The sequence below is a fragment of the Mucilaginibacter sp. genome (assembly GCF_965225845.1).
Taxonomy (GTDB): Bacteria; Bacteroidota; Bacteroidia; order Sphingobacteriales; family Sphingobacteriaceae; genus Mucilaginibacter.
The window spans coordinates 1,161,146-1,184,212 of record NZ_CBDDBL010000002.1 but is presented as its reverse complement, the minus strand read 5'-3'; the positions used below and the strand labels follow the sequence as shown (position 1 = coordinate 1,184,212).

Genomic DNA, 23,067 nt, shown 5'->3' with positions numbered 1-23,067 from the left:
CATTACATATATTATTGATGATTATACACAGTTGATTTTATATTTGCATTGTGGAAAAACAAAAAAAAGTTGCATTAATAATTTTAGACGGCTGGGGTTACGGCCGTAACGATGAGTCGAATGCTATAGTAGCTGCTCATACACCATTTTTTGATTCTTTATTAGAAAAGTATCCTCACTCCAAATTAGAGGCTTCAGGTATGGCTGTTGGCTTACCTGACGGGCAAATGGGAAACTCCGAAGTTGGCCACATGAACTTAGGTGCCGGGCGTACTGTTTACCAGGAGCTGGGCCGCATACATAAAGCCGTAGCTGACAATGAACTGCCAACCAATCCTGTATTAAAGGAGGCTTTTGAGTACGCAAAACAAAATAATAAAGATGTTCATTTCATCGGTTTAGTATCTGATGGCGGTGTGCATTCCCATATTAGGCATGTTAAGGGTTTGGTTGATGCTGCTGGTGTTTATGATTTGCAAAAAGTATTTATTCATGCTTTTTTGGATGGACGGGATACCGATCCTAAATCAGGCATTAATTTTATGACTGATCTCGAGGAGCACATCGCGAATACCCCGGTTAAGATCGCATCAGCAATTGGCCGTTATTATGCGATGGACCGCGATAATCGTTGGGAACGTGTTAAATTGGCTTATGACCTGATGGTTAATGGTGAAGGTACCCCAACACACAGTATTAACCAGTCAATAAAAGAGTCATACCTTAAAGGTGTGACAGATGAATTTATTCAACCGATTGTAAATATTGATGCTGATGGAAAACCTTTAGCTGTCATAAAGGATGGCGATGTGGTGATCAGCTTTAATTTCAGGACTGACCGCGGCCGCGAGATAACTATTGCGCTTACACAAAAGTCTTTCCCTGAATATAACCTGCATCCGCTTAATTTGCAATATATCACCATGACTACCTATGATGAGACATTTAAAAATGTACAGGTAGTATTTACAAAGGACGATCTGACAAAAACACTTGGGGAAGTTTTACAGGATGCGGGTAAAAACCAAATCCGTATTGCAGAGACCGAGAAATATCCGCACGTAACGTTCTTTTTCTCCGGAGGCCGCGAGAAGGAATTTATAAATGAAAAGCGTTTATTAGTACCATCCCCAAAAGTGGCAACTTATGATCTACAGCCCGAAATGAGCGCTGAGGGCATTCGCGATGCTATTATTCCTGAACTGGAAAGCGGCTGGCCTGATTTTATCGTGTTAAACTTTGCTAACACCGATATGGTTGGCCATACAGGTGTTTTTAGCGCCGTAATTAAAGCTGCTGAAACCGCAGACGCTTGCACAAAGGCTGTAGTTGAAACCGGATTGGCTAATGGATACTCTTTTATTATCCTGGCAGATCATGGTAATGCCGATTACATGGTAAACGAGGATGGATCGCCTAATACAGCGCATACTACCAATTTAGTGCCATGCATTATAATTGATGAAGATGTTAAGCATGTAAAAGATGGTAAACTTGGCGATATTGCCCCAACAGTACTACAACTATTAGGTGTTAATATACCTGAAGAAATGAGTGGTAATGTACTGGTTTAAATCTAAATTAATTATTACGGCGGGTACAAGTTTCTTATTAATATCAGGTTTTCAATCATGCAAACCTGATATTAAAGAAAAGAGGGCAAGTATGAAATACTTCGATCTTAAAGGATATTTCATGACTGATTCTGCACGGCTTTCACGCTTAAATCCGCTGATATATAAAACTGTTAAACATAATAATGCAACCGAAAGTAAAAAGGTGCACATTACAAATTGGGGAACAGAATTAAGTTTATTTAGCGGGTCAGATATTAATAAACCCTCCTGGAAAGACAGCTACAAAATTATTATTGATGGTAATACGACAACTTATCTAGCTTTGGATTCTTCATTAAAAACACGCAAAATGATGATAACAAAGGAGACTAACGGAAAGGTTAAATCAATTATCATTTTCAACTCAACCAATAACGCGTTGTATAAAACAAAAGAAAAATTATCTTATTTTCCTGATTCACTATATTCTATACAAAAGTTACAATCAGTAAAATTATTTGGCACCAACAATTATGCTATCAGCGGTTCTTTTAATCAGTGATGATTATCAACTGAAGCAAGCTTAGTTTTGGAAGCATCTATAAGCGTTGAAATGTCTGAACGGGTTGGATCGCTATTCAATACCTTTTCAAAATCGGCTATGGCAGCTTTTAAAGAGTTGATACCTCTGGTCTTATCGTAGTAATGAGAATTTGCCTGCAATTTGAAGCAACCATAATCGTGGTAAGCTATACCCCTGTTTTGGTAAAACTTATAATCGTTAGGATCGGAATTGATATCAATTGCCTTTGTAAAGTCGTATATCGATCCTAATAAATACTTTTCCTTATCCGCAGGCGATAATGAATTATCTTTTCCCATATAGCTTTTTGCCCGCGCCCTGTAATAATAAGCTGAAGCATCTGTAGGTTTAATGGAAATAACTTTACTATAAGCTACGATTGATTTTTTATAATTATCACTATGGTAATAGGAATAACCAAGCATCCACAACGCGTTGGCGTCTGTTGAATCAACACTGCATGCCTTTTCAAGCTGTGATATAGCAGACTTGAAGTCACCATTCATAAAAGCCTGCTGACCTAATTTAACATATGCGTTTTGCGCATGGGCTACATCAAGTGAAGAGAATATTAATAACGATACAATGACCGATAACTTCATCCAGAGTTTTTTGTCTAACAAATTAATATAACATTAACTGATTTTGCAACTAATTATTATCTGCTTTTGTAATTTGGCGATAATAAATAACAACACATATTATAGTATAAAGGTTTTAGCATGACTTTTTTTCATATTTTGATAACAGGAAATGATTAATTGAATATTTTACCTTTTATTTTATAATAATCAAAAAATCAAAACTTTACACCAGAATAATAAATATAAGTGCATATTAAAACATCTTGGCATAGGTCTTGAAACATAGGTATTCGTTGTTAATCAACATTATTTTATAACGCATTTTTCACATTTGTATATTACAGCGTGACAATATGACGTTTAATTTTTTATAAAAATCAATTTTGATGAGTTTTGATCCATACGATTTTAAAAGCGCTCTTCCTATTATAAACGATGACTCTGAATTCTTTCCGCTAATGTCATCTGAAGACGAAGCGGAAATGAATAACGAGCAGGTACCTGATGTGTTGCCTATACTTCCGTTACGTAACACGGTTTTATTCCCGGGCGTAGTAATTCCAATTACCGTTGGCCGTGATAAATCAATAAAGCTGATCCGTGATGCTAACAAAGGCGACCGGATGATTGGTGTGGTATCGCAACAGGATGTTGGTATTGAAGACCCTACATTCAGCCAGCTTAACCGTGTTGGTACTGTGGCGTTAATAATTAAAATGCTGCAAATGCCTGATGGTAATACCACTGTGATCATACAAGGAAAAAAGCGTTTTATTTTAAACGAAGAAGTACAAAGCGAGCCTTACATTAAGGCTACTATAAACCCTTTTAAAGAAACTAAAATAAAAGAGGATAAGGAATTTAAAGCGATGATATCGTCAGTAAAAGACATGGCGATGAACATTATCCAGCTTTCTCCAAATATCCCAAGTGAGGCGGGTATTGCAATCCGTAATATTGAAAGCACTTCATTTTTGATCAACTTTATCGCATCAAATATGAATGCCGAGATGACTGCCAAACAACAGTTATTGGAAGTATCCAATCTGCGGGAACGCGCGAATCTCGTGTTAGGTCATCTTACACTCGACCTGCAAATGTTGGAGCTGAAAAACCAGATCCAAACTAAAGTACGTGTTGATCTGGATAAGCAACAACGCGATTATTTCCTGAATCAGCAATTAAAAACCATACAGGAGGAATTAGGCGGCAACTCACCCGATCTTGAAGTGGATGACCTGCGCAAGCGTGGCACAAAAAAGAAATGGGCAAAAGATGTGGGCGAGCATTTTAATAAAGAGTTAGATAAACTGGCCCGTATCAACCCTGCTGCTGCAGATTACTCTGTTCAAATAAATTATCTTGAACTATTACTTGATCTGCCATGGAATGAATTTACCAAAGACAATTTCGATCTTAAACGGGCTCAGAAAGTTTTAGATAAGGACCACTTTGGCTTAGATAAGGTAAAACAGCGTATTATAGAATACCTGGCGGTGCTTAAGCTAAAACGCGATATGAAAGCCCCTATTTTATGCCTGGTTGGTCCTCCGGGTGTTGGTAAAACTTCCCTGGGTAAATCAATAGCTAAGGCTTTAGGCCGCAAATATGTACGAATGGCTTTAGGTGGTATACGCGATGAGGCGGAGATCCGAGGCCACCGTAAAACCTACATTGGCGCTATGCCAGGCCGGATCATTAGCTCCGTAAAAAAAGCAGGCGCCGCTAATCCGGTATTTATTTTGGATGAGATTGATAAGGTAGGTAATGATTTCCGTGGCGATCCGTCTTCAGCTTTATTAGAGGTGCTTGATCCTGAACAAAACAGCACTTTTTATGATCACTATGTAGAAATGGATTTTGACCTGTCTAACGTAATGTTTATCGCGACAGCAAACTCGTTAAGCAGTATTCAACCAGCTTTGCTTGATCGTATGGAAATCATCGAGGTTAATGGTTACACAATTGAGGAAAAGATAGAAATTGCCAAACAGCACCTATTGCCAAAACAGCGTGACGCCCACGGTTTGAAAACTAAGGACATTGCTATAAAAGGCGATGTGCTGGAGAAGATAGTAGAGGACTATACCCGCGAATCAGGTGTACGTGCTTTAGAAAAGAAAATAGGTTCGGTTGTACGTGGCATTGCGAAAAGTATTGCCATGGAAGAAGAATATAGTTCAACCGTAACTAAAAAAGATGTTGAAAAGATTTTAGGCGTACCTATTTTTGATAAAGACCTTTATGAAAATAATGATGTTGCCGGGGTGGTTACAGGTCTGGCGTGGACATCAGTAGGTGGAGATATTTTATTTATAGAAGCGAGTTTAAGCCCGGGTAAGGGACATTTGACCTTAACAGGCAGTCTGGGTGATGTAATGAAAGAATCCGCTAAAATAGCGCTTGCTTACCTGCGTGCGCATGCCGGTTATTTTAATATTAATCCTAAATTGTTTGAACAATGGGATGTACATATTCACGTACCGGCAGGTGCCACTCCTAAGGATGGGCCTTCAGCCGGGGTAACTATGTTAACCGCGCTTACATCAGCATTTACCCAGCGTAAAATAAAACCACATTTAGCTATGACGGGTGAAATAACTTTGCGTGGTCGCGTTTTGCCGGTGGGCGGTATCAAAGAAAAAATCTTAGCTGCTAAACGCGCTAACATTAAAGATATAATCCTGTGCAAATCAAATCAGAAAGATATCCAGGAAATAAAAGAGGACTACATCAAGGATCTACAGTTTCATTATGTTACTGATATGCGGGATGTTATAAATCTTGCGCTTTTAGATCAGAAAGTTGATGATGCTCTTGATCTTACGGTAAAAGAAGATAAAAAGCCAATTTTAAATTAGCATTTTCTACTTAGTTAAAATGTTTCGTATAGTTAAAGATAGAAGCTTTAAATTTAACTGTGCGAAACCTTTTTTTATAGGTTAACGTTGTAATGGGCTGATTAAATATATGAATAATTCATCATATCAACGTTATGAAAAATTCCATCAATTGGAAAGCTATACTTTTTTTGATCTTTTTAACAACTTTTAGTTGTTTGTCTAAGGCTCAGATATATAATGGAGATTCTTCAAAAAGATTAATTGTTATCGTTAGGCCCGGTAATGGTTATGACAATAGTGGCAACGCACCATCATACACACAGAACAATTCTTCAACTGCTCAACAGCCTTATACGGATCCGGATGTAGTACGAATGCCGGAAGAAAAAACCGAAAGTCCGGCAACATCGAATAGTTTAGGCCAAAATCCTAATAGCCCAATGTCTATAAGATTCATTTCCGGCGATAAACATAATTCGCATCTGAAAGATATTGGCAGCGATACTTCAGGCATGATCATAACACCTTCTAAAAAGGCCATTATGTATGTTGATAATATAGATCCTGTTAATAGTAAATCTCTCCTGCATCAAACTAATCAAATATGTTTTGACATATCGGCTGAATCTGTATTAGCGACATCATTAAATTACAACATCATCCAATTTGTAAGTATTACCATTGATGGCTCGTATACTATTAAGCAGTCAATAGCACTAACTCCTGCCTGGCTTTCGTAATCTCATCCCCTACCACAATTAATATACCTGCTAATTATTTATTATAGCTTTATATTTTAATATATCAATAAAAATAATCTTCAAAAACGCTAAGGTTTTCCACTCTTTTGTTAATTTCGTCAATTAGGTTCCCCCAGATGAAATTAAAACTACTCCTCGCTACTATAATATTATTACTAGGCAGTTTCAATTTGTTTGCACAAACACACAGCAACGAAATTGGTGTAGAAACAGACAATGATTCTTATTTAGCTAGAGGATCTGACAGGTACTACACCGACGGTATATTTATATATTTTAGGCATGCATTAGCCGTAGATAGTAATTCAAAGCTGCAAAATAAAGTACTTGGCTTTGAGGCAGGTCAAAAAATTTTCAACCCACAGTCGGGTACAATAGCCTTATATCCGGGTGGGCCGGATAATCCCGGCTATATTGACAGGCCATTTGCTGCATATTTATATGCTGGTTCTACATTAAACTTTTTATATAATGATGAGAGTAATTTAAAGCTGAGTGCTCAATTGGGCATGATTGGACCTGATGCTTATGGAAAACAAGTACAAACCTGGGTGCATAAAACATTTGGCTTTTATCATCCATCTGGTTGGGAATACCAGATTGATAATAATGCTGTATTAAATCTCTCAGCTGAATATAACCGGCTTTTAACCCGTGTTGATTTTTTTGACGTTTCACTTATCAGTTATGGTAATTTAGGAAATGGCTTTAGTGGTGCAGGTGCAGGGCCGCTACTCAGGTTTGGTTTGTTTAACCAGCTGTTTAATTCTATAAGTACGCAAAGTACAGCAATTAAAAAAAACAAAACTACTCCTTTACATAAGCGTGAGTTATTCGCATATTATAAACCGCAGTTTAATTGGGTAGCTTATGATGCTACTATCCAGGGAGGATTGTTTACAGGGCACAACGCTGACAGTATGGAAGTCACATCTGATAAAAACCCTTTTATGTTAAGCAACGAAGTTGGCATTTCGTATACCGACAACCGTTTTGTACTAAATCTTGCAGCGATTTATAATACAAAAAATACAAGGGAAATGATCCGTCCGCATCAGTGGGGTGCAATTACCGGCTTTTACCGTTTTAAATAGAAGTTATTAGTCGAACTTAGCTCTTCGGCTTTCTTTTTTGGCTGATAGTAACCGCTTATTTTCAACGCGTGCCGCTTTGGCTGCTTTACTAACTACCTTTTTCTTGCGGATCTTAGGTTTGTGAAGGGCCTGTATAAGCAACACGATTAAGCGCTCTATTGCTTTTTGCTTATTAATGTACTGGCTTCGCTCCTGGTCGCATACCACTTGTATTAGTCCATCTTTGTTAAACCTGGTTTGAAGTTTTTCGTTCAACAGTAACTTTTCATCATCGATAAATAACGTTGAATTGTTAATCGAAAACAATAATTCAACTTTGGTTGAAACTTTATTTACGTTTTGCCCGCCCTTACCCCCACTGCGCGACGTTTTGTAGAAAACTTCTTTTTGTAGTATTTCTTTATTGATGCTCATATCCTCTATAAGGCTCTTTGCGACAAATATAGCCGAATCATGCAGGCAAGTTAACCTATCAATCAACAAATTTTACTATTTTAGTTGCTCTATGAGTAAGAATATTGTAATTGCTATTGATGGCTATTCTTCGTGTGGTAAAAGCACCCTTGCTAAGGCTTTAGCTAAAAATCTTCATTTTATTTATGTAGATAGCGGCGCTATGTACCGTGCTGTAACTTTATATTTTTTACGAAATAATATTGACCAGCAAAATATTGCCCAGGTTAGTGACGCATTAAAACATATTCACCTCAACTTTCACTCGCGCGATTACGAAACGCACATCACATTGAATGAGGAGGAAGTATCCGAAGAAATACGCCAAATGCCGGTGTCAGACAATGTTAGCGCAGTGTCAGCAATTCATGAAGTACGTGTTGAAATGGTGAAGCAACAACAACGCATGGGCAAATCAAAAAATATTGTAATGGATGGACGCGATATTGGTACAGCGGTGTTCCCAAACGCAGATGTTAAAATTTTTATGACTGCCGATCCTAAGGTGCGGGCAGAAAGGCGTTACAAAGAGCTTATTGTAAAAAACCCCGACATTACTTTAGAAGAAGTATTTAAAAACATAGCCAATCGCGATTACCAGGATACAACCCGAAAAGAAAGCCCCTTAGTGCGGGCAGACGACGCTATTATATTAGATAATACAAATCTAAACCCCCAGCAGCAATTAAATTTCGCGTTAAACCGGGTGGAACCGTTAATTAGTTAATAAACTTTTCCGTTACCACCCCAAATCTATTCAAAAAGTCAACGCCTTCGTCGCTGGCTAAGCCCTTGTATTCAGCATAAGAACTTTTATAGAACACATGCTTTATCCCGGCAGAAAAGATCAACCTTGCACAAGCAATACATGGTGATAAAGTAGTATATAAAATTGCCCCTTCTAATTTTGCGCCGTTTTTAACAGCATAAAGTATCGCGTTTTCTTCGGCATGTAATGCTAATGAGCAGCTGCCTTTTGAGTCGCGCGCGCAACCTTTCTCCGGCCATTCCTCATCGCAGTTGTGCGTGCCCGATGGCGGACCATTATAGCCAATCGATATAATACGCGTATCACGCGTTAAAACTGCTCCAACGTGTGCTTTGATGCAGTGGGAGCGATTAGCAAGGTCACTTGCCAGGTTCATGAAAATATGATCGAAACTGGGTTTCATGTATAGATGTTATTTGGTCATAACGCCATTGAGTCATTAGATCATTCTAAACAACGAATGACTTAATGACTCAATGAAGTAATGACAAGATTTATTAGTGGCCGCCTGAGGCTTCCATGTTATCAATATCAATACCTTGTTTTTTCAGTATACTGCCCGCCTTCCAGGCAAAGAATGCAAGGTAAGAGAAACCAATTACAGGTACGATATATGAAAAATGTATACCGCTCATGCCAGGGATCAAATTACCTGCTCCGTCTGACAATACACCTTGTATTGGCGGAATTATAGATCCGCCCAGGATCATCATGATTAATAATGATGAACCCTGACTGGTATATTTCCCTAAACCTGCAATAGCCAATGAGAAAATTGAAGGCCACATAATCGAGCAGCATAAACCACCGCTGATAATAGCAAACAAGCCAACTTTACCTGTAGTCAATAAGCCAACTATAACAGTTGCAGCACCTAATAAACCAAAAATGGTAAGTGTGCGAACAGGCTTTTGCTGACCAATAAGAAATCCAAAAATTAAAATAGCTACAGGAATTGAATAAATATAGAGATCAGATACATTTTGGCAGCTCAACTTATTGTTAACCAATAATACTACACCAAATGCGATATATGGTACAATAAAAGTTAGGATATACTTAGTTGCTTTTTTCATTTTAAAAGCACCAATGGCACCTGTCCATCTTCCGATCATTAAACTCCCCCAATACAATGAAATAAATGGTGCAATTTGGTTTGTGCTGTAACCACCAAATTCTGGTGTTTTTAATAATGAGCCCATATTACTTTGTAAAGTTACTTCAACACCTACGTAAGTAAATATGGCTATCATACCATAAATCAATTGTGGGTAGTGCATAGCCCCCCAACCTTCATTGCTTTTTGAAGATGCAGAAAGTGCTACAAATAATGTAATAAGAATTATCAATAAAGACGCATATACAAAGTAAGATTCAGGAATCCCGGTCGCCGCAGCTGTAGGCTTCGCTATAAATACTAAACAAAAGCCTATAAATATTACGAATAATGGTAGGATAGTTTTTTTGCTTGGTTCAAATTTTTCATCGGAAGTAACTTTAGGCAAATTAGAGAACCAAAAGAACAATGCAACTGCAATAAATAAACCTGCTAATATAATATAAGCATCATTTATAGAGGATATTTTCACCTGATCCGCAGGTAAAGTCTTACAAGCGCTTCCAAATAATATAATACTAATAACCGCGGGGCCTAACAAGGTACCGAAGTTGTTAATTCCCCCTGCAAAATTTAACCTATTTGACCCTGTCTCCGGTGATCCAAGAGCAACTACAAAAGGATTTGCTGCAGTTTGCTGCAAGGAGAAACCTAAAGCGATGATAAAAAATGAACCTAATATAAAAAAGAACGATCCCGAATTTACCGCTGGAATCATTAACAACGCTCCTGCTGCCGATAAAACCAAACCGTATATGATACCGTTTTTGTAACCTAATTTGTTCATAATATCAACTTTGCTAATTTCTGAAGCATAGTATAATATCAATGAGCCAATAAAGTAACCTCCATAAAATGTATAATCGATTAATTGAGATTCAAATTGCGTTAAATTAAAATGTGCTTTACAAAAAGGGATAAATACACCATTGGAAGCTGCTGAAAAGCCCCAGAAGAAAAATACGGTTATAAGCGTATATAACGCAGAGCCGTAGCTTTTTTGTTTGTTTTGTTCCATAGTTTAATTAGGATTCTGTTATAATTGATATCAGGGTACTAACATAAATTATTTTTTAGAATTACAGCACTGTTTTTTTAATTAATAGTAGCTAAACATTAAGTTTCTGTTTTTAAGAGATAAAAATCGCATATTCGCATTGTTCAAACTGGACCATTAATTAATGATAGAAGCTGTTATTTCGGGCTTGGGATTTGGGTTAGTGCTGACATTCCTTACAGGCCCTGTTTTTTTTGCTTTAATTAAAACAAGTATCGCTAATGGCTTTCATGCCGGTGTTGCACTGGCACTGGGCGTAGTATGCAGCGATGTTGTATTTGTAGGCGGCATTTTATTTGGTTCGCAGTATATCAATATATCTGAGCAGCAAAAGACTATCGCAGGCGTAATTGGCGCTGCTATTTTGTTTACAGTGGGTGTATTCTATTTCTTTAAAAAGGCCGAGATCACCTATAAAACTTCAGTCCCATCCAGTATAAACAGGGCAGGTTACTTTTTAAAGGGATTTGCCATGTGCATTTTCAATCCAAGCTTGCTTTTCCATTGGGTTACGGTTATTACAGCTGCGAGTACCCTTTTCAGGGTTGGCTCCCGCCACCGTTCGCTTGATATTGGCATTATGTTTTTGACAATTCTTATCGTGCAATTTGGAATGGATACCACCAAAGCATTTTATGCAGATAAACTAAGGGCCAAGATCTCAGTAAAAATGATCCACCGCTTAAATGAAGTTGCTGGTATAGCACTTATTATAGCTGCACTGGTGATATTGGATAAACTGGTTACCCACTTTATTTTTGCCGCACCTTCGGCCTAATCAGGATAATTGCTTCATTAAATCATCAAAAGCTTCTTTTAAAGCAGCTAATTCCTGCTCTAATTTGCCAACACGGGCTTCTAATTCGTTTGTTGATCTTACAGGTTGATCATCATTTATATCTTCAGAAAGATCAGGGGTTCCGGCTAATAAGTGCACATATCTCACTTCCTTCTGTCCGGCACGGCGGGGTAATTGCACAACAAATGGTGTTTCGCCATCTGCTAATCGCTCCAAAGCTTCCTGAACATTTTCTATAGATTCAAATTCATAAAGTCTGCCGGAATTAGTGTTCAACTCACCAGGGGTTTGCGGCCCGCGAAGTATCAGCAAGCAAATAATAGCCACATCAGATGGCACAACCGGGAATACGATACCAAAGTTATGCTTGTATTTTACTGAACGATCTGATCCGCCCGTCGCGGTAGAAACTAATCCTCGCCTTTTTAAAGTATTCAAAGCAAGCGCTACAGTTTCCTCGTCATAATTTACAACCGGCTTGCGGCTGGTTTTCTGATTGCAGGCAGCTATTAAACTGTTAACCGTCATTGGGTAGTAATCAGGCGTGGTTTTGCTTTTTTCCATCAATACGCCAAGTACACGCAACTCAGGGGCATCAAGTATGGGTAATGTTTTTGCTGAATCCATGTGCCAAATATAATCATCCGGTTTGTAATGAAATTTTAAGATTTTTGATTAAAACCGAGTATTTTTGTGGTGGAAATGTCGCTATTTATTACATCATTAAATTCGGGGAGTAATGGTAATTGCTATTATGTTGGTAATAAGCACGAAGCTGTGTTGGTTGATGCAGGAATTTCATGCCGCGAAACAGAAAAACGTATGCTCAGGCTGGGCCTATCCATCAATAAAGTAAAAGCTATCTTTATTTCGCATGAGCATACCGACCATATCAGTGGCGTACCGGTTCTGGCAAAAAAATACAATATCCCGGTTTATGTTACTCCCGGAACTTTAAAGCATTTACGCATTAATCCTGATGAATACCAGATTGTGCATTTCATCGCTCATCATTCAATAACAATTGGTGATCTGGTTATTACGGCATTCCCTAAATTCCACGATGCTGTAGAGCCGCATAGTTTTATTATTGCCTGCGGCGATATTACGGTTGGAGTATTTACCGATATCGGTATTGCCTGCGAGCACTTGATAACACATTTTAGTAAATGCCATGCTGTATTTTTGGAAGCAAATTATGATGACGAAATGCTGGATAGCGGAGGTTATCCCTACTATTTAAAACGCCGTATCCGTGGCGGGAATGGCCATCTTTCCAATAAACAGGCATTGGAGCTTTTTATCAAACATAAACCTGAATTTATGAGCCATGTATTACTGGCGCATTTATCAAAAAATAACAATTCGCCCGAACTGGTTTACGAATTGTTTAATGCAAATGCAAAACGAACCAAAGTTATTGTTGCCTCTAGATACGTGGAAACGCCTGTTTTTCAGATTGGTGAAAGCAATGTTATTGGAAGAGCTAAGCAGTTAACTTTCGAGCTGTAAAGTATTATTCCTTACTGTCAACCTGATTCCTGTATTCTCCTATCGCGTTAACAATTGAGCCAACAATTTCTGTTTGTCCGGCTGCAGAATTAAGATAGTCTTCTTCTTCCGGGTTATTAATAAAACCGGTTTCAATCAATACATTCGGCATACCGCTATGCGCTAATACCAATACACTTTGTTCTTTAACACCTAAAGTAACTCTATCGCCGGTTGACTTAAATTGTTCCATTAATAAATCTCCAAAAAGGATACTTTGCTTGCGGTATTTTTGCATATAAGTATTTAAAACTATTTGATTTACTGGGTCGGTTTCATCATAGCTCTCGTAGGTTTCTTTATAATTTTTTTCCTGATATATGGATGAGTTTTCGCGTACCGCCTCTAACTGCTCCCCTTTGCGCTTATAACTATATACCAGTACCATCACACCTTTTTGTTTATGCGCAATACTGGCAGTCCCTTCAGTCGAAGAATTGCAATGAATAGAAATAAACAAGTTGGCGTTTGCATCATTAGCTATTTCAGAACGGTGATTCAGCGGAATAAACGTATTATCAGTACGCGTCATGATCACTTTAATATTGGGGTAATTATTCTGGATGGCATCACGAAGCTTTAAAGCAATATCAAGCGCTACAGTTTTCTCAACAGAGTAAGAGCCATGTGCGCCGGGATCTTTACCACCATGACCGGCATCTATTACAATTGTACGAACCCGAAATGGTTTTGGAGCAGTTTCTTGTTGTTTTGATGTAAAGGAAACAATTGCTGTATAACCTGCTAAAAACAATAAAGTTATAGTAATAATTGTAGTAATCCGAATCAGTTGTTTTCTCATTAAATTATCTTTTCTTCTTTCTCACTTATCAATTTCTTTTTAAACTGCGTTTTGAAGAATTTGGTTGTTATGTTTATGTTATTTTTTAGTGCATTTTTGGCAGGTGCCTGACGCATAAATGGTGAAACCATTTGCTTTAAAACCTAATGGAAGATTAAATGCAGGTAAACTCAAATCATTTAAACAGTATACATTATTACAAACGGTACAATTAAAATGTAAATGTTCGTCATGATGATGGTGCTCCTGGCAATTTGAGGTACATATGGCATAATTTGCCGTACCGTTTAAATCAAAAACTTTATGAATGATGCCTTTTTCTTCAAACACGTTTAATATGCGATAAAGCGTAACACGATCAACATCCTGCATCAAATTTTCAAGATCAGGTTGTGATGTGGCTGTGTTTTTTTCGGCCATCATGGCTAAAACCCTTAATCTAGGAACAGTTTTTTTTAGGTGGTGCTGATCAAGCAAATGTTCAAAAGTATTATTTGTTGCTGTTGTCATTTATAATTTAACGTACTGCCTTATACGTTACAGGTTTGCATTAGGTACATGGTCACATGCACCAACATATTTATAATTGATAAAATGCGCGGCCGCTATTGTAAATCCACCAATAGGAACAATAACACCTTCAGCCCATCCTTTAAGAAAAAGATGACCTGATATTATTATTAAAAATCCTATTGTTAATAAAATAAGCGGCACTGCTTTTTTATGCATGCGAACATACGAAGAACTGATAGATGTTACACCAATTATAAAAGCTAAAATTATCATTCCCCATTCAAACCATGGATTTGCCAAAAAACCCAGCCCAATTAGTGGTAGAACAGTTATAAATACTGGCACTAAGGCGCAATGTATCGCACAAAGAGTTGATGCGGTCATGCCAATACTGTCTAATTTTGTTGATACTTTATTAAATTCCACATCACAAATATAATCACAAATACAACATTGTTGCGTTAACATTTACTATTTTTACTTTTCAATTATTTTATATTACATTAACATTAATTAAATATTCAGAGTAAAATATTATTTTTGCAACCGCAATTATTTTAAACCGTGCCCCAGAACATTAGCATATCAATAAAAGAAAGTTGGAAACAAGCCATCAGCGAAACCACTAATAGGTCAAAACTGATTATTGGTTCCTTGCTTCTGTTTGTTATACTGGTGATGATGCCTCATTTTTTCAATAAAATTGAAAAAAGAGATGGGACGGTATTACATGACTGGGTTTTAGCGCAAATTCCCCCACACAATGTTTCAGTTTCCATATTTATTGTAATATGGGGTATGGGCTTATTAATTTTATACCGTGCGTTATACAAACCCCAGATTTATATAGTTTACGTTTGGGCATTGATTGTAGTATCACTTGTTCGAATGGCTACCATTAGCTTTGTGGCCTTAAACCCTCCTATTGGTTTAATACCTTTGGCTGATCCATTGACCGGTATATTTTATGGCGAACATATGATCACTAAAGATCTTTTCTTTTCGGGTCACATCGCTACACTTACCCTGATATTTTTATGCCTTGACAATAAGCGCGACAAAATAATCGGCGCATTTGCTATTTTAATTGTTGCCTGTTTGTTATTGGTACAACACATCCATTATACCATTGATATACTGGCTTCTCCTTTTATAACTTATATCTGTTACCGTTTAGCTAAGTATTCGCTATTTTAAACAGGTAGTTTGTCCGGTATATCCAACCGCGCAACCCCGATCCTGTCATCTGCCATTCCATAATAAATATCTAAGCGGTTAGGCATTCCAATATCCTCACGCCTGTCTATCCCTGTAGGAAAAACAACATCTGCTATTAAGCCAACCCGCTCTTCCGGTAATTCCGGCTTCATCACAGGCTCTTTTGAACGATATAAAACTTTAGTTACGTCATCCTTATCCAATATCATTACCCCTGCTGAATAGCACAATTGCATTTTATCACTATCTGGTAACGGGGTTTCACTTACGCCGTGATACAAGATTAACCAACCCAGGTCGGTCATGATAGGTGGAGTACCGCAACCGATCTTTAATTTTTCCCAATAAGCCTCCGGTGCCGCCAATCTTTGGTGTGATGTAAAACTTGCCCCCTTAACCGGCATATGCCTGGCGGTATCAAATCGGCAATAGGAAATCCATATACTTTCGCATTGCAAATCGATTTTGTGCTTGCCATCTTTATCTCTTATTTCTTCCGGACTTGTACCCGGAAATATAGGCCGGTGCAACAAAGCCATTTCATCATGATTGTGTTGATTGGCAATCAATAACGGGAACATACAGGAATCCTTATCATCAACGCCTTCAAAGTTGATATGTTCTAATGGAGAGAACCTGGCTAAACCTACGCGTTCCCAATGTATCAGATCAGATGATCGTGCAATAGCTATCCTAGGGCCTTGCGGACCAAACGCCACGTAGTTCATCACATAATGATCCAAGGGTTCCACATAAGTGATCCGCGGATCTTCACAACCGCCGCCACCCGGCCTTAATTCGTAATCCGCCTCGGGTTCAAGTGCAATACCAAGGCGTTCAACATCCACGGGGTCACCAGCATCATTGAATATTACACGGGCTATGCCAATACGCGAATAGTTACCTTTTGCTACCATCCTCGGGAACAAGTATAAATGCCCATCTTTCCCACGAATGGCTGCCGGATTAAGTACACCCTCAACTTCATTTGCATTACCTTCTTCGGGCTTCATGATTATGCCCAGGCGCTGCAGGTTAAACTCACCCATTCTCTTTTTTCTTTTTTGGTTTTAATTTCACTGGTTTTCCACCTAAACAGGCAATTATTGCTTCAATAACACGCTTGGTTTCATCTGGGTCGCGCACTTGTATGCAATCAGCCCCGGTTGTCCGTGCAGGGTGATCATTACCACCTTCAAATAAAGCATCGCCAATAAAAAGCATTTCGCTTATTTTAATATCCAACACCGATTTTAATTTGCGGATGCCATAAGCCTTATCAATCCCTGGTTTGGTAATATCAATTGAGGTAGCACCACCCATTTGCACCGAAAAACTTGTAAGCGTTTTATCTAGTATATTTTTGATCTTTTTACGCTTAACAAACTTTGGGTCCCAATCCTTCTTTTCTTCTAATGGTGCTTTTTGCCCCAATGCCGAAAACGTAATCTGGCTGCCTCTATCTTCTATTTGTTCGCCCCAGGTTTTGGCCACTTTAGTTTTTGACTGTTTAACGGCATCATCTAAGGCAGTATCTATTTGATTCTTTTCATCATCAGTGAAGTTTTCAGCATATAATTCTTTCCAGCCATGTTTGTATTGATAAAATTTAGTACCACAAGTTGGAAGGATAGATAAATTTTTAAGATGCTTTTCTTGAGTTAGATTTGCAAGCACTTGCTTTTCGAACTGTGGCCAGTCGCCGCCTGATATGATTGCTACCTTAACGGTATCTATTAACCGGCTAAAAAGCGTAGCCATTTCTTCATCGAGCGATGCCTTGCTTTGGGCAAGCGTACCGTCAAGATCGAATATGATTAATTTTTTCATTTGTTTAATTGTTATTTTGTTTCCGGAATGGCTATCTCCAGTAGATTTATTTTTCCTTGCGGGATACATTTAATTACTCCTATTTCGGCCGGTAATAAAACTACATCACCTTTTTTGAATGTATATTTAGTGCCTTTAAAGTCGAGTTGTCCATTTCCTTCTGTACAAACCAATATACGGGGTTCGTCTTCAGCACCTACAGTAAACTGATCGGCTGTATACATCCGCCACAAAATAAAATGCTCATTATTAAAATATCGTTCACGCAAAACAGGCTCAGTTGCTGTTGCTTCAGATTTAACCGGATCAATGTCGACCAAACTGAAATCAATACATGCCAGTGCCTTGTCTATTTGTAGTTCGCGTGGTTTACCGGTTTTCGCATCCGTCCTGTCCCAATCATAAAGGCGATAGGTGGTATCGCTATTTTCCTGCACTTCAAAAACTACAACATCAGCTAAAGTGTGTACCGTGCCTGAATGTATAAAAACTCCATCACCGCTTTTGGGTTTAAAACTGTGCAAATAATTAGCGACTTTATGTTCGTCTAATGCGATACGCAAATCCTGTTCATTAGTTCCGGGAGTTAAACCTGCATAAATGAGTGCTTTTTCACCCGGTTCAATTACAAACCAAGCCTCAGTTTTACCTGTATCACCTTTCGGAATATATTCTTTTTGATCATCAGAAGGATGTACCTGTACAGATAAAACCTCCTGTGCATCCAAAAACTTCAATAGCAATGGAAAACGATCAAAATTACCTGCCAATCTGCCCATCACGCTTTCGGGGTACTGATTGAATAAGTCCGTTAAAGTAATTCCTTTATATAAACCGTTATTAACTACACTTGCATGGTCGTCGCGGTCGCTTAATATCCAGGCTTCACCAACCGGCCCATCGGGCAATGGTTCTGTTAATAAATTTGAAAGCCTTCTGCCTCCCCAAAGCCTGTATTGATATATAGGAGTAAAAAAGAAAGGGTAAAATGTTGATTCGTTCATAATCGGTACAATTTTCTAATTCTTCAACAACCGTTTTACCAATATGTTAGTCACATATTTGTTATAAATAATTGTTTAATGTTTGGCTTGATACTTGTACTAACAATTTTATAATACGCGTTAAACCTTTATTCTTAACTAGCGTCTATTAAACATCAGCCTATAAATAGCTGAGCAAATAATTCAATTATGAAAAGGGTATATAAAAATCTAATCTTTTTAAGCTTAAGCGGGCTAATATGCTTGTTTTTAGCTGCTCCGGCATATGCACAGCATGGTGGTCATGGCGGAGGTGGTGGCGGCGGTCATTTCGGTGGCGGCGGAGGTGGCCATTTTAGCGGTGGCGGTGGCAGTCATTTTAGCGGTGGTGGTGGCGGTCACTTTAATGGTGGCGGCGGTTCAGCACATTTTAACGGTGGTGGCCGTACAGCATATTCTGGCGGTGCCCGTGCTTATGCAGGTGGATCACGCTCTTACGCTGGTGGCGCCAGAGCTGGATATGCAGGCAGAGCTTATGGAGGCCGCGTAGGTACTTATGGTGGTCGTGGTTATGCAGGCAGAGGCTATGCGGGTTATGGTGGTAGAGGCTATGCTGGTTATGGCCGTGGTTACGCAGGCTTTGGCTATCATGGCTATTTTGGCCGCGGTGGTTTTTACTATCATGGTGGTTTCTATAATAGCTTATATTACCCACGCTTAGGTTTTAGTGTTGGTTTTCTTCCTTTTGGATATTATTCTTTCTATTGGGGTGGTTTACCATACTATTATAGCAATGGTTATTACTACGAATACAACGATGATCAATATACTGTAGTTGAGCCACCTGTAGGTGCACAAATCAGCACATTGCCTCCAAAAGCGCAGTCAATAGTTATCAACGGTCAACAATATTATGAGTTAGATGGTGTATACTATGTAGCTGTAACTAAGGATGACGGTACGTTAGCTTATGAAATTGCCGGTAAAGATGGCGAGTTGAATACTGATGCTGGTAACCAGGTTGCCCCTCCTGCAGGAAACAATCAGGGATATAATGCTCCTGATCAATCAGCAGCTCCTCAAGATGAACAACAGGAACCGGTTAGAAATGGTTCTGCCGATTTACAAATAGGTGATATTGTACAATCATTACCAGTGGACTCAAGAGGTGTAACTGTTAACGGTCAACGTTTATTCGTATCACCTGATGATGTGTATTACAAAAAAACCCGTGACAATAATAATAATGTAGCTTACAAAATCGTGGGCCTTCCATCAGAAGATCCAAACGAACAATAATAGATAGTTATAAAATTTATAAAAGGGGAAACTTAATTGTTTACCCCTTTTTTGTTTAAGAACTTTAAATCTATTTAACAGCGACAAACCTTAAAATTATATATTGCAACGGATAAAGTAGGATTATTTATATTAAAAATATCATTAAAATATGGCGGAAACGTCCATCCCTGAAAATGAGCTTGAGCGTATTTTAAGCCTTGCTGATTTCGACCTCGATTACACAAATCATCAAGACAGTTTTAAAGACCTTGCAAGGCTGGCTGCAAAAGTTGCCGGAACCGATATTTCACTTGTGAATTTGATTGATACATTTACGCAATGGACTGTATCAAACCATGGATTAGACCTTGACCAGATGCCGCGAGAAGACTCTGTTTGTCAATATACAATCATGGAACAGGACCATTTTGAAGTAGAAGATCTTTCTACAGATGCCAGGTTCAAAGACAAATTTTATGTAGTAGACAGCCCTAAATTAAAATATTATTACGGTATTCCATTAAAAAATGACGATGGCTATAATCTTGGTGCCTTATGTGTTTTAGACACTGAAACAAAAGAAATAAGCCCCGAGAAAATTGAATTACTAAAAATTATTGCCAGCGAAATTGTTAACCGCTTAAAAACGTTTAAAGCGATTGACGCGCTTAAGCTAAAACTTGATGACGCTACTGAAAAACAAAAAAAAGTTGCTCATGATATTAGAGGACCATTAGGCGGAATAATCGGTTTGGCACAAATTATAAGTGAACAAGGTAAAGACAACCAAATTGATGAAGTTTTAGAGTTTATTAACCTGATTTATAAAAGCGGCCGTTCAATATTGGATCTTGCCGATGAAATATTAAACTCAGATAAACCACAAGCGGTAAAAAGTGATGAGTTTAACCTGTTATTGTTTAAAGATAAGCTCGAGAAACTTTACCTGCCACAAGCTAAAAACAAAAATATCATTTTTAAAATAAAGGTTTCACCGGCTTCGGGAAGTACCCCTTTTTCTAAAAATAAATTACTTCAGATAACCGGCAATTTAATATCAAATGCGATGAAGTTTACCCCAAATGGCGGAGAAGTGATTGTAGACCTGAATTTGAAAATTAAAAAGGGTGAAGCTAACCTGTTAAGAATTAAAGTAACGGATACCGGCATAGGCATTGACAAACAGACTATTAGAACTATACTTTCAGGCAGTGCTGAATCAACGGATGGAACAGGCGGAGAAAAAGGTTATGGTTTTGGATTAACTTTAGTAAAACATCTTATAGAATCTTTAAAAGGGACTTTGAACATTTATAGCGAACCAGAACAAGGAGCAACATTTGAGGTTAATATACCGCAGGCTTGATTTATTTTAAAGGCATATTAAATGTAAAGCGGGTTTCTTCAGCAGTGGATTTTACTATAATGCTTCCTTCGTGAGCTTTTGCAATTTCAGATGCAATGTAAAGACCTAAACCAAGCCCTTCCCGATCCGACTTAGCATCAGAACGGGAAAATGGTTGAAATAATATTTTCATAGCCGAATCCGGAATTTTTTTCCCGGCATTTGCTATTGATATTTCTAATTCACCTTCTTTACTTACAGCATAAATTTGAATGGGAGCATCTAGCTTTCCATGTGTAAATGCGTTACCAAGTAAATTAGAAAATAGTTGTGCTATACGCTTTCCATCACAATTTACTTTTTCTGTCAACTCAAAATGCTTGATTATTTCTCGTTCGGGTGCCACAACCTGCAATTCAGATATTACATGATTCAATATATCTTCTACAGGTTGGTTTTCTAAGCGTTTTAATGAGATACCACCGCCTAACCGCCCACTCGCAAAATCCATCATATTATCAATCAAACCGCGTATACGATAAGAGCTATTTTTGATAATGCCAGTAAGCCGGCTGGTGCGCTCATCTAAAGGATTCCGCTCTAACAACTGTATACTATTAGATATAGCTCCAACGGGATTGCGCAGATCATGGCCTAAGATGGCGATGAATTGCTCTCGTAGTTCAGCAGTTTCCAATTCTTCCTTAAGTTGGCTTTTGGTAGCGGCCAGTTGATCTATCGTATTTAGGTGAAAAGCTATAAGTTCACTGTAAAGCTTAAACATATTGATCACCTCTGGTGTATTTAATTTTGCGGGGCGCGGATCAATAGCGCAAAGTGTGCCAAAAAATGAGCCATCCTTACGGTTTATAGGCATTGATATATAGCTTTGGAAGCCATACATAGCCGGCGTATGGTGATTATTGAAATCTTCGTCAAACTCAACATGATCAATTACCACACCATCGCCGCTTTGGCGTATTTCGTTGCATATGGTTGTTTCCAGCTTTAATTCACCTCCGGGCTTTAAGCCAAATTCAATTTCGTCCAGCACACTGCAAGCTACCCATTTTTCGTCTGTAACACGCGCAACGGCCGCAAAGCCCATACCTGTTGTACGGCAAATAACTTCAAGTATAGTAGGAACAACATCAATGCTGTTTATAGCATCAATATCTGATTGAATATCATTTCGTGAATGGGTCAAATTGTATGTTAATTATCAATAATGCAATGTAATATTTATAACAGAAAAAAACATTATAAACATAACAAAATAAGATTTTAAATCTAATCATTTTTTAATCTATAAGATAATTAATAAATTATAAATATAAAGTAGATTTGTAATAATTAACAGATTTTAGATCGATCGGTTAATAGTTAATCTAAAAGCAGGTATAGCGCAAGGCCAAACCTGCTTTTTTGTTTTTTAGTGATTTAATTATTTATAACGGGATTGAAAACCAAAAAGTAGATCTTTATCAACTTCGCTTCGTAAGTTTATCTCTCCACCCTGTTGCCTGATCCTGATGTGCCATCATTTATGCCCCCGACAAAACTCTGATGAACAACACCCGGCGATGAAAAGAACAAATCGATTGTATTGCTTTTAGAATGCTTTTTTTCTAAAGAATCCAATTTTAACAATCCATCAAACGTGATTACTATTTTATTATTTGGAATAATATATAAACTATCCGGCTCCAAATAAATATTATCTGTGATTTGATGAACTGGAAAAGGGGCTAATTTTTGAAGTATCTCTGGCAAAAACTTGTATGGGTTGAGCTTAAATGCTGTATAAAACAAAGGCCATTCCCGGTTTTGCAGGTAATGACTTTATAAAGTTTTTAACCGCATTTAACCCACCGGCGGAAGCGCTAACACAGGAATTGCTTTTTAATAAAATACGACTGGAATAAACC

At 38.0% G+C, this 23,067-nt stretch carries 25 protein-coding genes; 12 read left to right on the top strand and 13 right to left on the bottom strand.

Annotation, left to right across the window (positions count from 1 at the left end; all coding sequences use genetic code 11):
- Positions 1 to 50 precede the first annotated feature (50 nt).
- Together gpmI and ACYZ0U_RS09145 are read left to right on the top strand one after the other, a co-directional pair.
- Positions 51 to 1,574 carry a 2,3-bisphosphoglycerate-independent phosphoglycerate mutase gene (gene gpmI, locus ACYZ0U_RS09150; protein WP_461451781.1) on the top strand — a complete coding sequence of 508 codons (1,524 nt, stop codon included), beginning with the start codon at positions 51 to 53 and terminating at the stop codon, positions 1,572 to 1,574.
- Positions 1,575 to 1,665: 91 nt separating this feature from the next.
- A complete protein-coding gene (locus ACYZ0U_RS09145) occupies positions 1,666 to 2,118 on the top strand; it encodes a hypothetical protein (RefSeq protein ID WP_461451780.1) in 453 nt (150 codons plus the stop codon).
- Here the strand turns inward: ACYZ0U_RS09145 and ACYZ0U_RS09140 are convergent.
- On the bottom strand, positions 2,112 to 2,741 hold the full coding sequence (locus ACYZ0U_RS09140; RefSeq protein ID WP_461451779.1) for a tetratricopeptide repeat protein: 630 nt from the start codon (positions 2,739 to 2,741) through the stop codon (positions 2,112 to 2,114). The two genes, ACYZ0U_RS09145 and ACYZ0U_RS09140, sit on opposite strands and share 7 nt — an antisense overlap.
- A 368-nt stretch (positions 2,742 to 3,109) precedes the next feature.
- Between ACYZ0U_RS09140 and lon the strand changes: the two genes are divergently transcribed.
- From lon to ACYZ0U_RS09125, 3 genes are all read left to right on the top strand, one after another.
- Entirely contained in the window at positions 3,110 to 5,584 is a 2,475-nt protein-coding gene (gene lon / locus ACYZ0U_RS09135; protein WP_461451778.1) for an endopeptidase La, read from the top strand.
- 134 nt (positions 5,585 to 5,718) lie between these two features.
- Positions 5,719 to 6,306 (top strand): hypothetical protein, encoded by a 588-nt coding sequence (locus tag ACYZ0U_RS09130; protein WP_461451777.1) that lies wholly within the window; start codon positions 5,719 to 5,721, stop codon positions 6,304 to 6,306.
- A 137-nt stretch (positions 6,307 to 6,443) separates the two neighbouring features.
- Positions 6,444 to 7,421: a lipid A deacylase LpxR family protein gene (locus tag ACYZ0U_RS09125; protein WP_461451776.1), complete on the top strand. Its 978-nt coding sequence runs from the start codon at positions 6,444 to 6,446 to the stop codon at positions 7,419 to 7,421.
- Positions 7,422 to 7,427: 6 nt separating this feature from the next.
- Here the strand turns inward: ACYZ0U_RS09125 and arfB are convergent, their stop codons facing one another.
- On the bottom strand, positions 7,428 to 7,835 hold the full coding sequence (gene arfB / locus ACYZ0U_RS09120) for an alternative ribosome rescue aminoacyl-tRNA hydrolase ArfB (protein WP_461451775.1): 408 nt from the start codon (positions 7,833 to 7,835) through the stop codon (positions 7,428 to 7,430).
- 91 nt (positions 7,836 to 7,926) lie between these two features.
- Between arfB and cmk the strand changes: the two genes are divergently transcribed.
- On the top strand, positions 7,927 to 8,601 hold the full coding sequence (gene cmk, locus ACYZ0U_RS09115) for a (d)CMP kinase (RefSeq protein ID WP_461451774.1): 675 nt from the start codon (positions 7,927 to 7,929) through the stop codon (positions 8,599 to 8,601).
- On the opposite strand, the gene ACYZ0U_RS09110 is transcribed toward cmk, so the two are convergent.
- Together ACYZ0U_RS09110 and ACYZ0U_RS09105 are read right to left on the bottom strand one after the other, a co-directional pair.
- The gene (locus ACYZ0U_RS09110) at positions 8,594 to 9,046 is read right to left on the bottom strand and encodes a deoxycytidylate deaminase (RefSeq protein ID WP_461451773.1); all 453 of its coding nucleotides are present in this window, start codon (positions 9,044 to 9,046) and stop codon (positions 8,594 to 8,596) included. The genes cmk and ACYZ0U_RS09110 overlap by 8 nt on opposite strands.
- Positions 9,047 to 9,140: 94 nt before the next feature.
- Positions 9,141 to 10,778, bottom strand: a complete 1,638-nt coding sequence (locus ACYZ0U_RS09105) for an MFS transporter (protein WP_461451772.1) — start codon at positions 10,776 to 10,778, stop codon at positions 9,141 to 9,143.
- Positions 10,779 to 10,941: 163 nt separating this feature from the next.
- Here ACYZ0U_RS09105 and ACYZ0U_RS09100 point away from each other — a divergent pair, with 163 nt between their 5' ends.
- On the top strand, positions 10,942 to 11,595 hold the full coding sequence (locus ACYZ0U_RS09100; protein WP_461451771.1) for a LysE family translocator: 654 nt from the start codon (positions 10,942 to 10,944) through the stop codon (positions 11,593 to 11,595).
- Here the strand turns inward: ACYZ0U_RS09100 and ACYZ0U_RS09095 are convergent, their stop codons facing one another.
- Positions 11,596 to 12,243, bottom strand: coding sequence for a YceH family protein (locus tag ACYZ0U_RS09095; protein ID WP_461451770.1), 648 nt, complete (start codon positions 12,241 to 12,243; stop codon positions 11,596 to 11,598).
- Positions 12,244 to 12,318: 75 nt separating this feature from the next.
- On the opposite strand from ACYZ0U_RS09095, the gene ACYZ0U_RS09090 reads away from it, so the two are divergent.
- Entirely contained in the window at positions 12,319 to 13,128 is an 810-nt protein-coding gene (locus tag ACYZ0U_RS09090) for an MBL fold metallo-hydrolase (protein WP_461451769.1), read from the top strand.
- A 4-nt stretch (positions 13,129 to 13,132) separates the two neighbouring features.
- Here the strand turns inward: ACYZ0U_RS09090 and ACYZ0U_RS09085 are convergent, their stop codons facing one another.
- The 3 genes from ACYZ0U_RS09085 to ACYZ0U_RS09075 all read right to left on the bottom strand — a co-directional run bounded on the left by ACYZ0U_RS09085 (position 13,133) and on the right by ACYZ0U_RS09075 (position 14,950).
- The gene (locus ACYZ0U_RS09085; protein ID WP_461451768.1) at positions 13,133 to 13,969 is read right to left on the bottom strand and encodes an N-acetylmuramoyl-L-alanine amidase family protein; all 837 of its coding nucleotides are present in this window, start codon (positions 13,967 to 13,969) and stop codon (positions 13,133 to 13,135) included.
- 78 nt (positions 13,970 to 14,047) lie between these two features.
- Positions 14,048 to 14,479 carry a Fur family transcriptional regulator gene (locus ACYZ0U_RS09080; RefSeq protein WP_461451767.1) on the bottom strand — a complete coding sequence of 144 codons (432 nt, stop codon included), beginning with the start codon at positions 14,477 to 14,479 and terminating at the stop codon, positions 14,048 to 14,050.
- Positions 14,480 to 14,506: 27 nt separating this feature from the next.
- Positions 14,507 to 14,950, bottom strand: coding sequence for a MerC domain-containing protein (locus tag ACYZ0U_RS09075; protein WP_461451766.1), 444 nt, complete (start codon positions 14,948 to 14,950; stop codon positions 14,507 to 14,509).
- Positions 14,951 to 15,046: 96 nt separating this feature from the next.
- Here ACYZ0U_RS09075 and ACYZ0U_RS09070 point away from each other — a divergent pair, with 96 nt between their 5' ends.
- Positions 15,047 to 15,679 (top strand): phosphatase PAP2-related protein, encoded by a 633-nt coding sequence (locus tag ACYZ0U_RS09070; protein WP_461451765.1) that lies wholly within the window; start codon positions 15,047 to 15,049, stop codon positions 15,677 to 15,679.
- Here ACYZ0U_RS09070 and ACYZ0U_RS09065 read toward each other — a convergent pair.
- The 3 genes from ACYZ0U_RS09065 to ACYZ0U_RS09055 are packed head-to-tail and all read right to left on the bottom strand — an operon-like array spanning position 15,676 to position 18,534.
- Entirely contained in the window at positions 15,676 to 16,713 is a 1,038-nt protein-coding gene (locus tag ACYZ0U_RS09065; protein WP_461451764.1) for a glycoside hydrolase family 130 protein, read from the bottom strand. The genes ACYZ0U_RS09070 and ACYZ0U_RS09065 overlap by 4 nt on opposite strands.
- 28 nt (positions 16,714 to 16,741) lie before the next feature.
- Entirely contained in the window at positions 16,742 to 17,530 is a 789-nt protein-coding gene (locus ACYZ0U_RS09060; RefSeq protein ID WP_461451763.1) for an HAD-IIB family hydrolase, read from the bottom strand.
- A gap of 11 nt (positions 17,531 to 17,541) precedes the next feature.
- Entirely contained in the window at positions 17,542 to 18,534 is a 993-nt protein-coding gene (locus ACYZ0U_RS09055) for a type I phosphomannose isomerase catalytic subunit (protein ID WP_461451762.1), read from the bottom strand.
- 189 nt (positions 18,535 to 18,723) lie between these two features.
- Between ACYZ0U_RS09055 and ACYZ0U_RS09050 the strand changes: the two genes are divergently transcribed.
- Together ACYZ0U_RS09050 and ACYZ0U_RS09045 are read left to right on the top strand one after the other, a co-directional pair.
- Positions 18,724 to 19,812 (top strand): DUF6515 family protein, encoded by a 1,089-nt coding sequence (locus tag ACYZ0U_RS09050; RefSeq protein ID WP_461451761.1) that lies wholly within the window; start codon positions 18,724 to 18,726, stop codon positions 19,810 to 19,812.
- Positions 19,813 to 19,963: 151 nt separating this feature from the next.
- Positions 19,964 to 21,160, top strand: coding sequence for a GAF domain-containing sensor histidine kinase (locus tag ACYZ0U_RS09045; protein WP_461451760.1), 1,197 nt, complete (start codon positions 19,964 to 19,966; stop codon positions 21,158 to 21,160).
- A 1-nt stretch (position 21,161) separates the two neighbouring features.
- Here the strand turns inward: ACYZ0U_RS09045 and ACYZ0U_RS09040 are convergent, their stop codons facing one another.
- Together ACYZ0U_RS09040 and ACYZ0U_RS09035 are read right to left on the bottom strand one after the other, a co-directional pair.
- A complete protein-coding gene (locus ACYZ0U_RS09040) occupies positions 21,162 to 22,346 on the bottom strand; it encodes a GAF domain-containing sensor histidine kinase (protein WP_461451759.1) in 1,185 nt (394 codons plus the stop codon).
- A 296-nt stretch (positions 22,347 to 22,642) separates the two neighbouring features.
- Positions 22,643 to 22,912: a chemotaxis protein CheB gene (locus ACYZ0U_RS09035; protein ID WP_461451758.1), complete on the bottom strand. Its 270-nt coding sequence runs from the start codon at positions 22,910 to 22,912 to the stop codon at positions 22,643 to 22,645.
- Positions 22,913 to 22,935: 23 nt separating this feature from the next.
- Here ACYZ0U_RS09035 and ACYZ0U_RS09030 point away from each other — a divergent pair, with 23 nt between their 5' ends.
- Positions 22,936 to 23,064, top strand: a complete 129-nt coding sequence (locus ACYZ0U_RS09030; RefSeq protein ID WP_461451757.1) for a hypothetical protein — start codon at positions 22,936 to 22,938, stop codon at positions 23,062 to 23,064.
- Positions 23,065 to 23,067: the final 3 nt, after the last annotated feature.

Bases quoted from the DNA above. Each gene is read 5' to 3' on its own strand.
- ACYZ0U_RS09145 (WP_461451780.1), top strand. From the start codon at position 1,666: ATGAAATACTTCGATCTTAAAGGATATTTCATGACTGATTCTGCACGG.
- ACYZ0U_RS09140 (WP_461451779.1), bottom strand. From the start codon at position 2,741: ATGAAGTTATCGGTCATTGTATCGTTATTAATATTCTCTTCACTTGAT.
- lon (WP_461451778.1), top strand. From the start codon at position 3,110: ATGAGTTTTGATCCATACGATTTTAAAAGCGCTCTTCCTATTATAAAC.
- ACYZ0U_RS09130 (WP_461451777.1), top strand. From the start codon at position 5,719: ATGAAAAATTCCATCAATTGGAAAGCTATACTTTTTTTGATCTTTTTA.
- ACYZ0U_RS09125 (WP_461451776.1), top strand. From the start codon at position 6,444: ATGAAATTAAAACTACTCCTCGCTACTATAATATTATTACTAGGCAGT.
- arfB (WP_461451775.1), bottom strand. From the start codon at position 7,835: ATGAGCATCAATAAAGAAATACTACAAAAAGAAGTTTTCTACAAAACG.
- cmk (WP_461451774.1), top strand. From the start codon at position 7,927: ATGAGTAAGAATATTGTAATTGCTATTGATGGCTATTCTTCGTGTGGT.
- ACYZ0U_RS09110 (WP_461451773.1), bottom strand. From the start codon at position 9,046: ATGAAACCCAGTTTCGATCATATTTTCATGAACCTGGCAAGTGACCTT.
- ACYZ0U_RS09105 (WP_461451772.1), bottom strand. From the start codon at position 10,778: ATGGAACAAAACAAACAAAAAAGCTACGGCTCTGCGTTATATACGCTT.
- ACYZ0U_RS09100 (WP_461451771.1), top strand. From the start codon at position 10,942: ATGATAGAAGCTGTTATTTCGGGCTTGGGATTTGGGTTAGTGCTGACA.
- ACYZ0U_RS09095 (WP_461451770.1), bottom strand. From the start codon at position 12,243: ATGGATTCAGCAAAAACATTACCCATACTTGATGCCCCTGAGTTGCGT.
- ACYZ0U_RS09090 (WP_461451769.1), top strand. From the start codon at position 12,319: ATGTCGCTATTTATTACATCATTAAATTCGGGGAGTAATGGTAATTGC.
- ACYZ0U_RS09085 (WP_461451768.1), bottom strand. From the start codon at position 13,969: ATGAGAAAACAACTGATTCGGATTACTACAATTATTACTATAACTTTA.
- ACYZ0U_RS09080 (WP_461451767.1), bottom strand. From the start codon at position 14,479: ATGACAACAGCAACAAATAATACTTTTGAACATTTGCTTGATCAGCAC.
- ACYZ0U_RS09075 (WP_461451766.1), bottom strand. From the start codon at position 14,950: ATGTTAACGCAACAATGTTGTATTTGTGATTATATTTGTGATGTGGAA.
- ACYZ0U_RS09065 (WP_461451764.1), bottom strand. From the start codon at position 16,713: ATGAAGCCCGAAGAAGGTAATGCAAATGAAGTTGAGGGTGTACTTAAT.
- ACYZ0U_RS09060 (WP_461451763.1), bottom strand. From the start codon at position 17,530: ATGAAAAAATTAATCATATTCGATCTTGACGGTACGCTTGCCCAAAGC.
- ACYZ0U_RS09055 (WP_461451762.1), bottom strand. From the start codon at position 18,534: ATGAACGAATCAACATTTTACCCTTTCTTTTTTACTCCTATATATCAA.
- ACYZ0U_RS09050 (WP_461451761.1), top strand. From the start codon at position 18,724: ATGAAAAGGGTATATAAAAATCTAATCTTTTTAAGCTTAAGCGGGCTA.
- ACYZ0U_RS09045 (WP_461451760.1), top strand. From the start codon at position 19,964: ATGGCGGAAACGTCCATCCCTGAAAATGAGCTTGAGCGTATTTTAAGC.
- ACYZ0U_RS09030 (WP_461451757.1), top strand. From the start codon at position 22,936: ATGCTGTATAAAACAAAGGCCATTCCCGGTTTTGCAGGTAATGACTTT.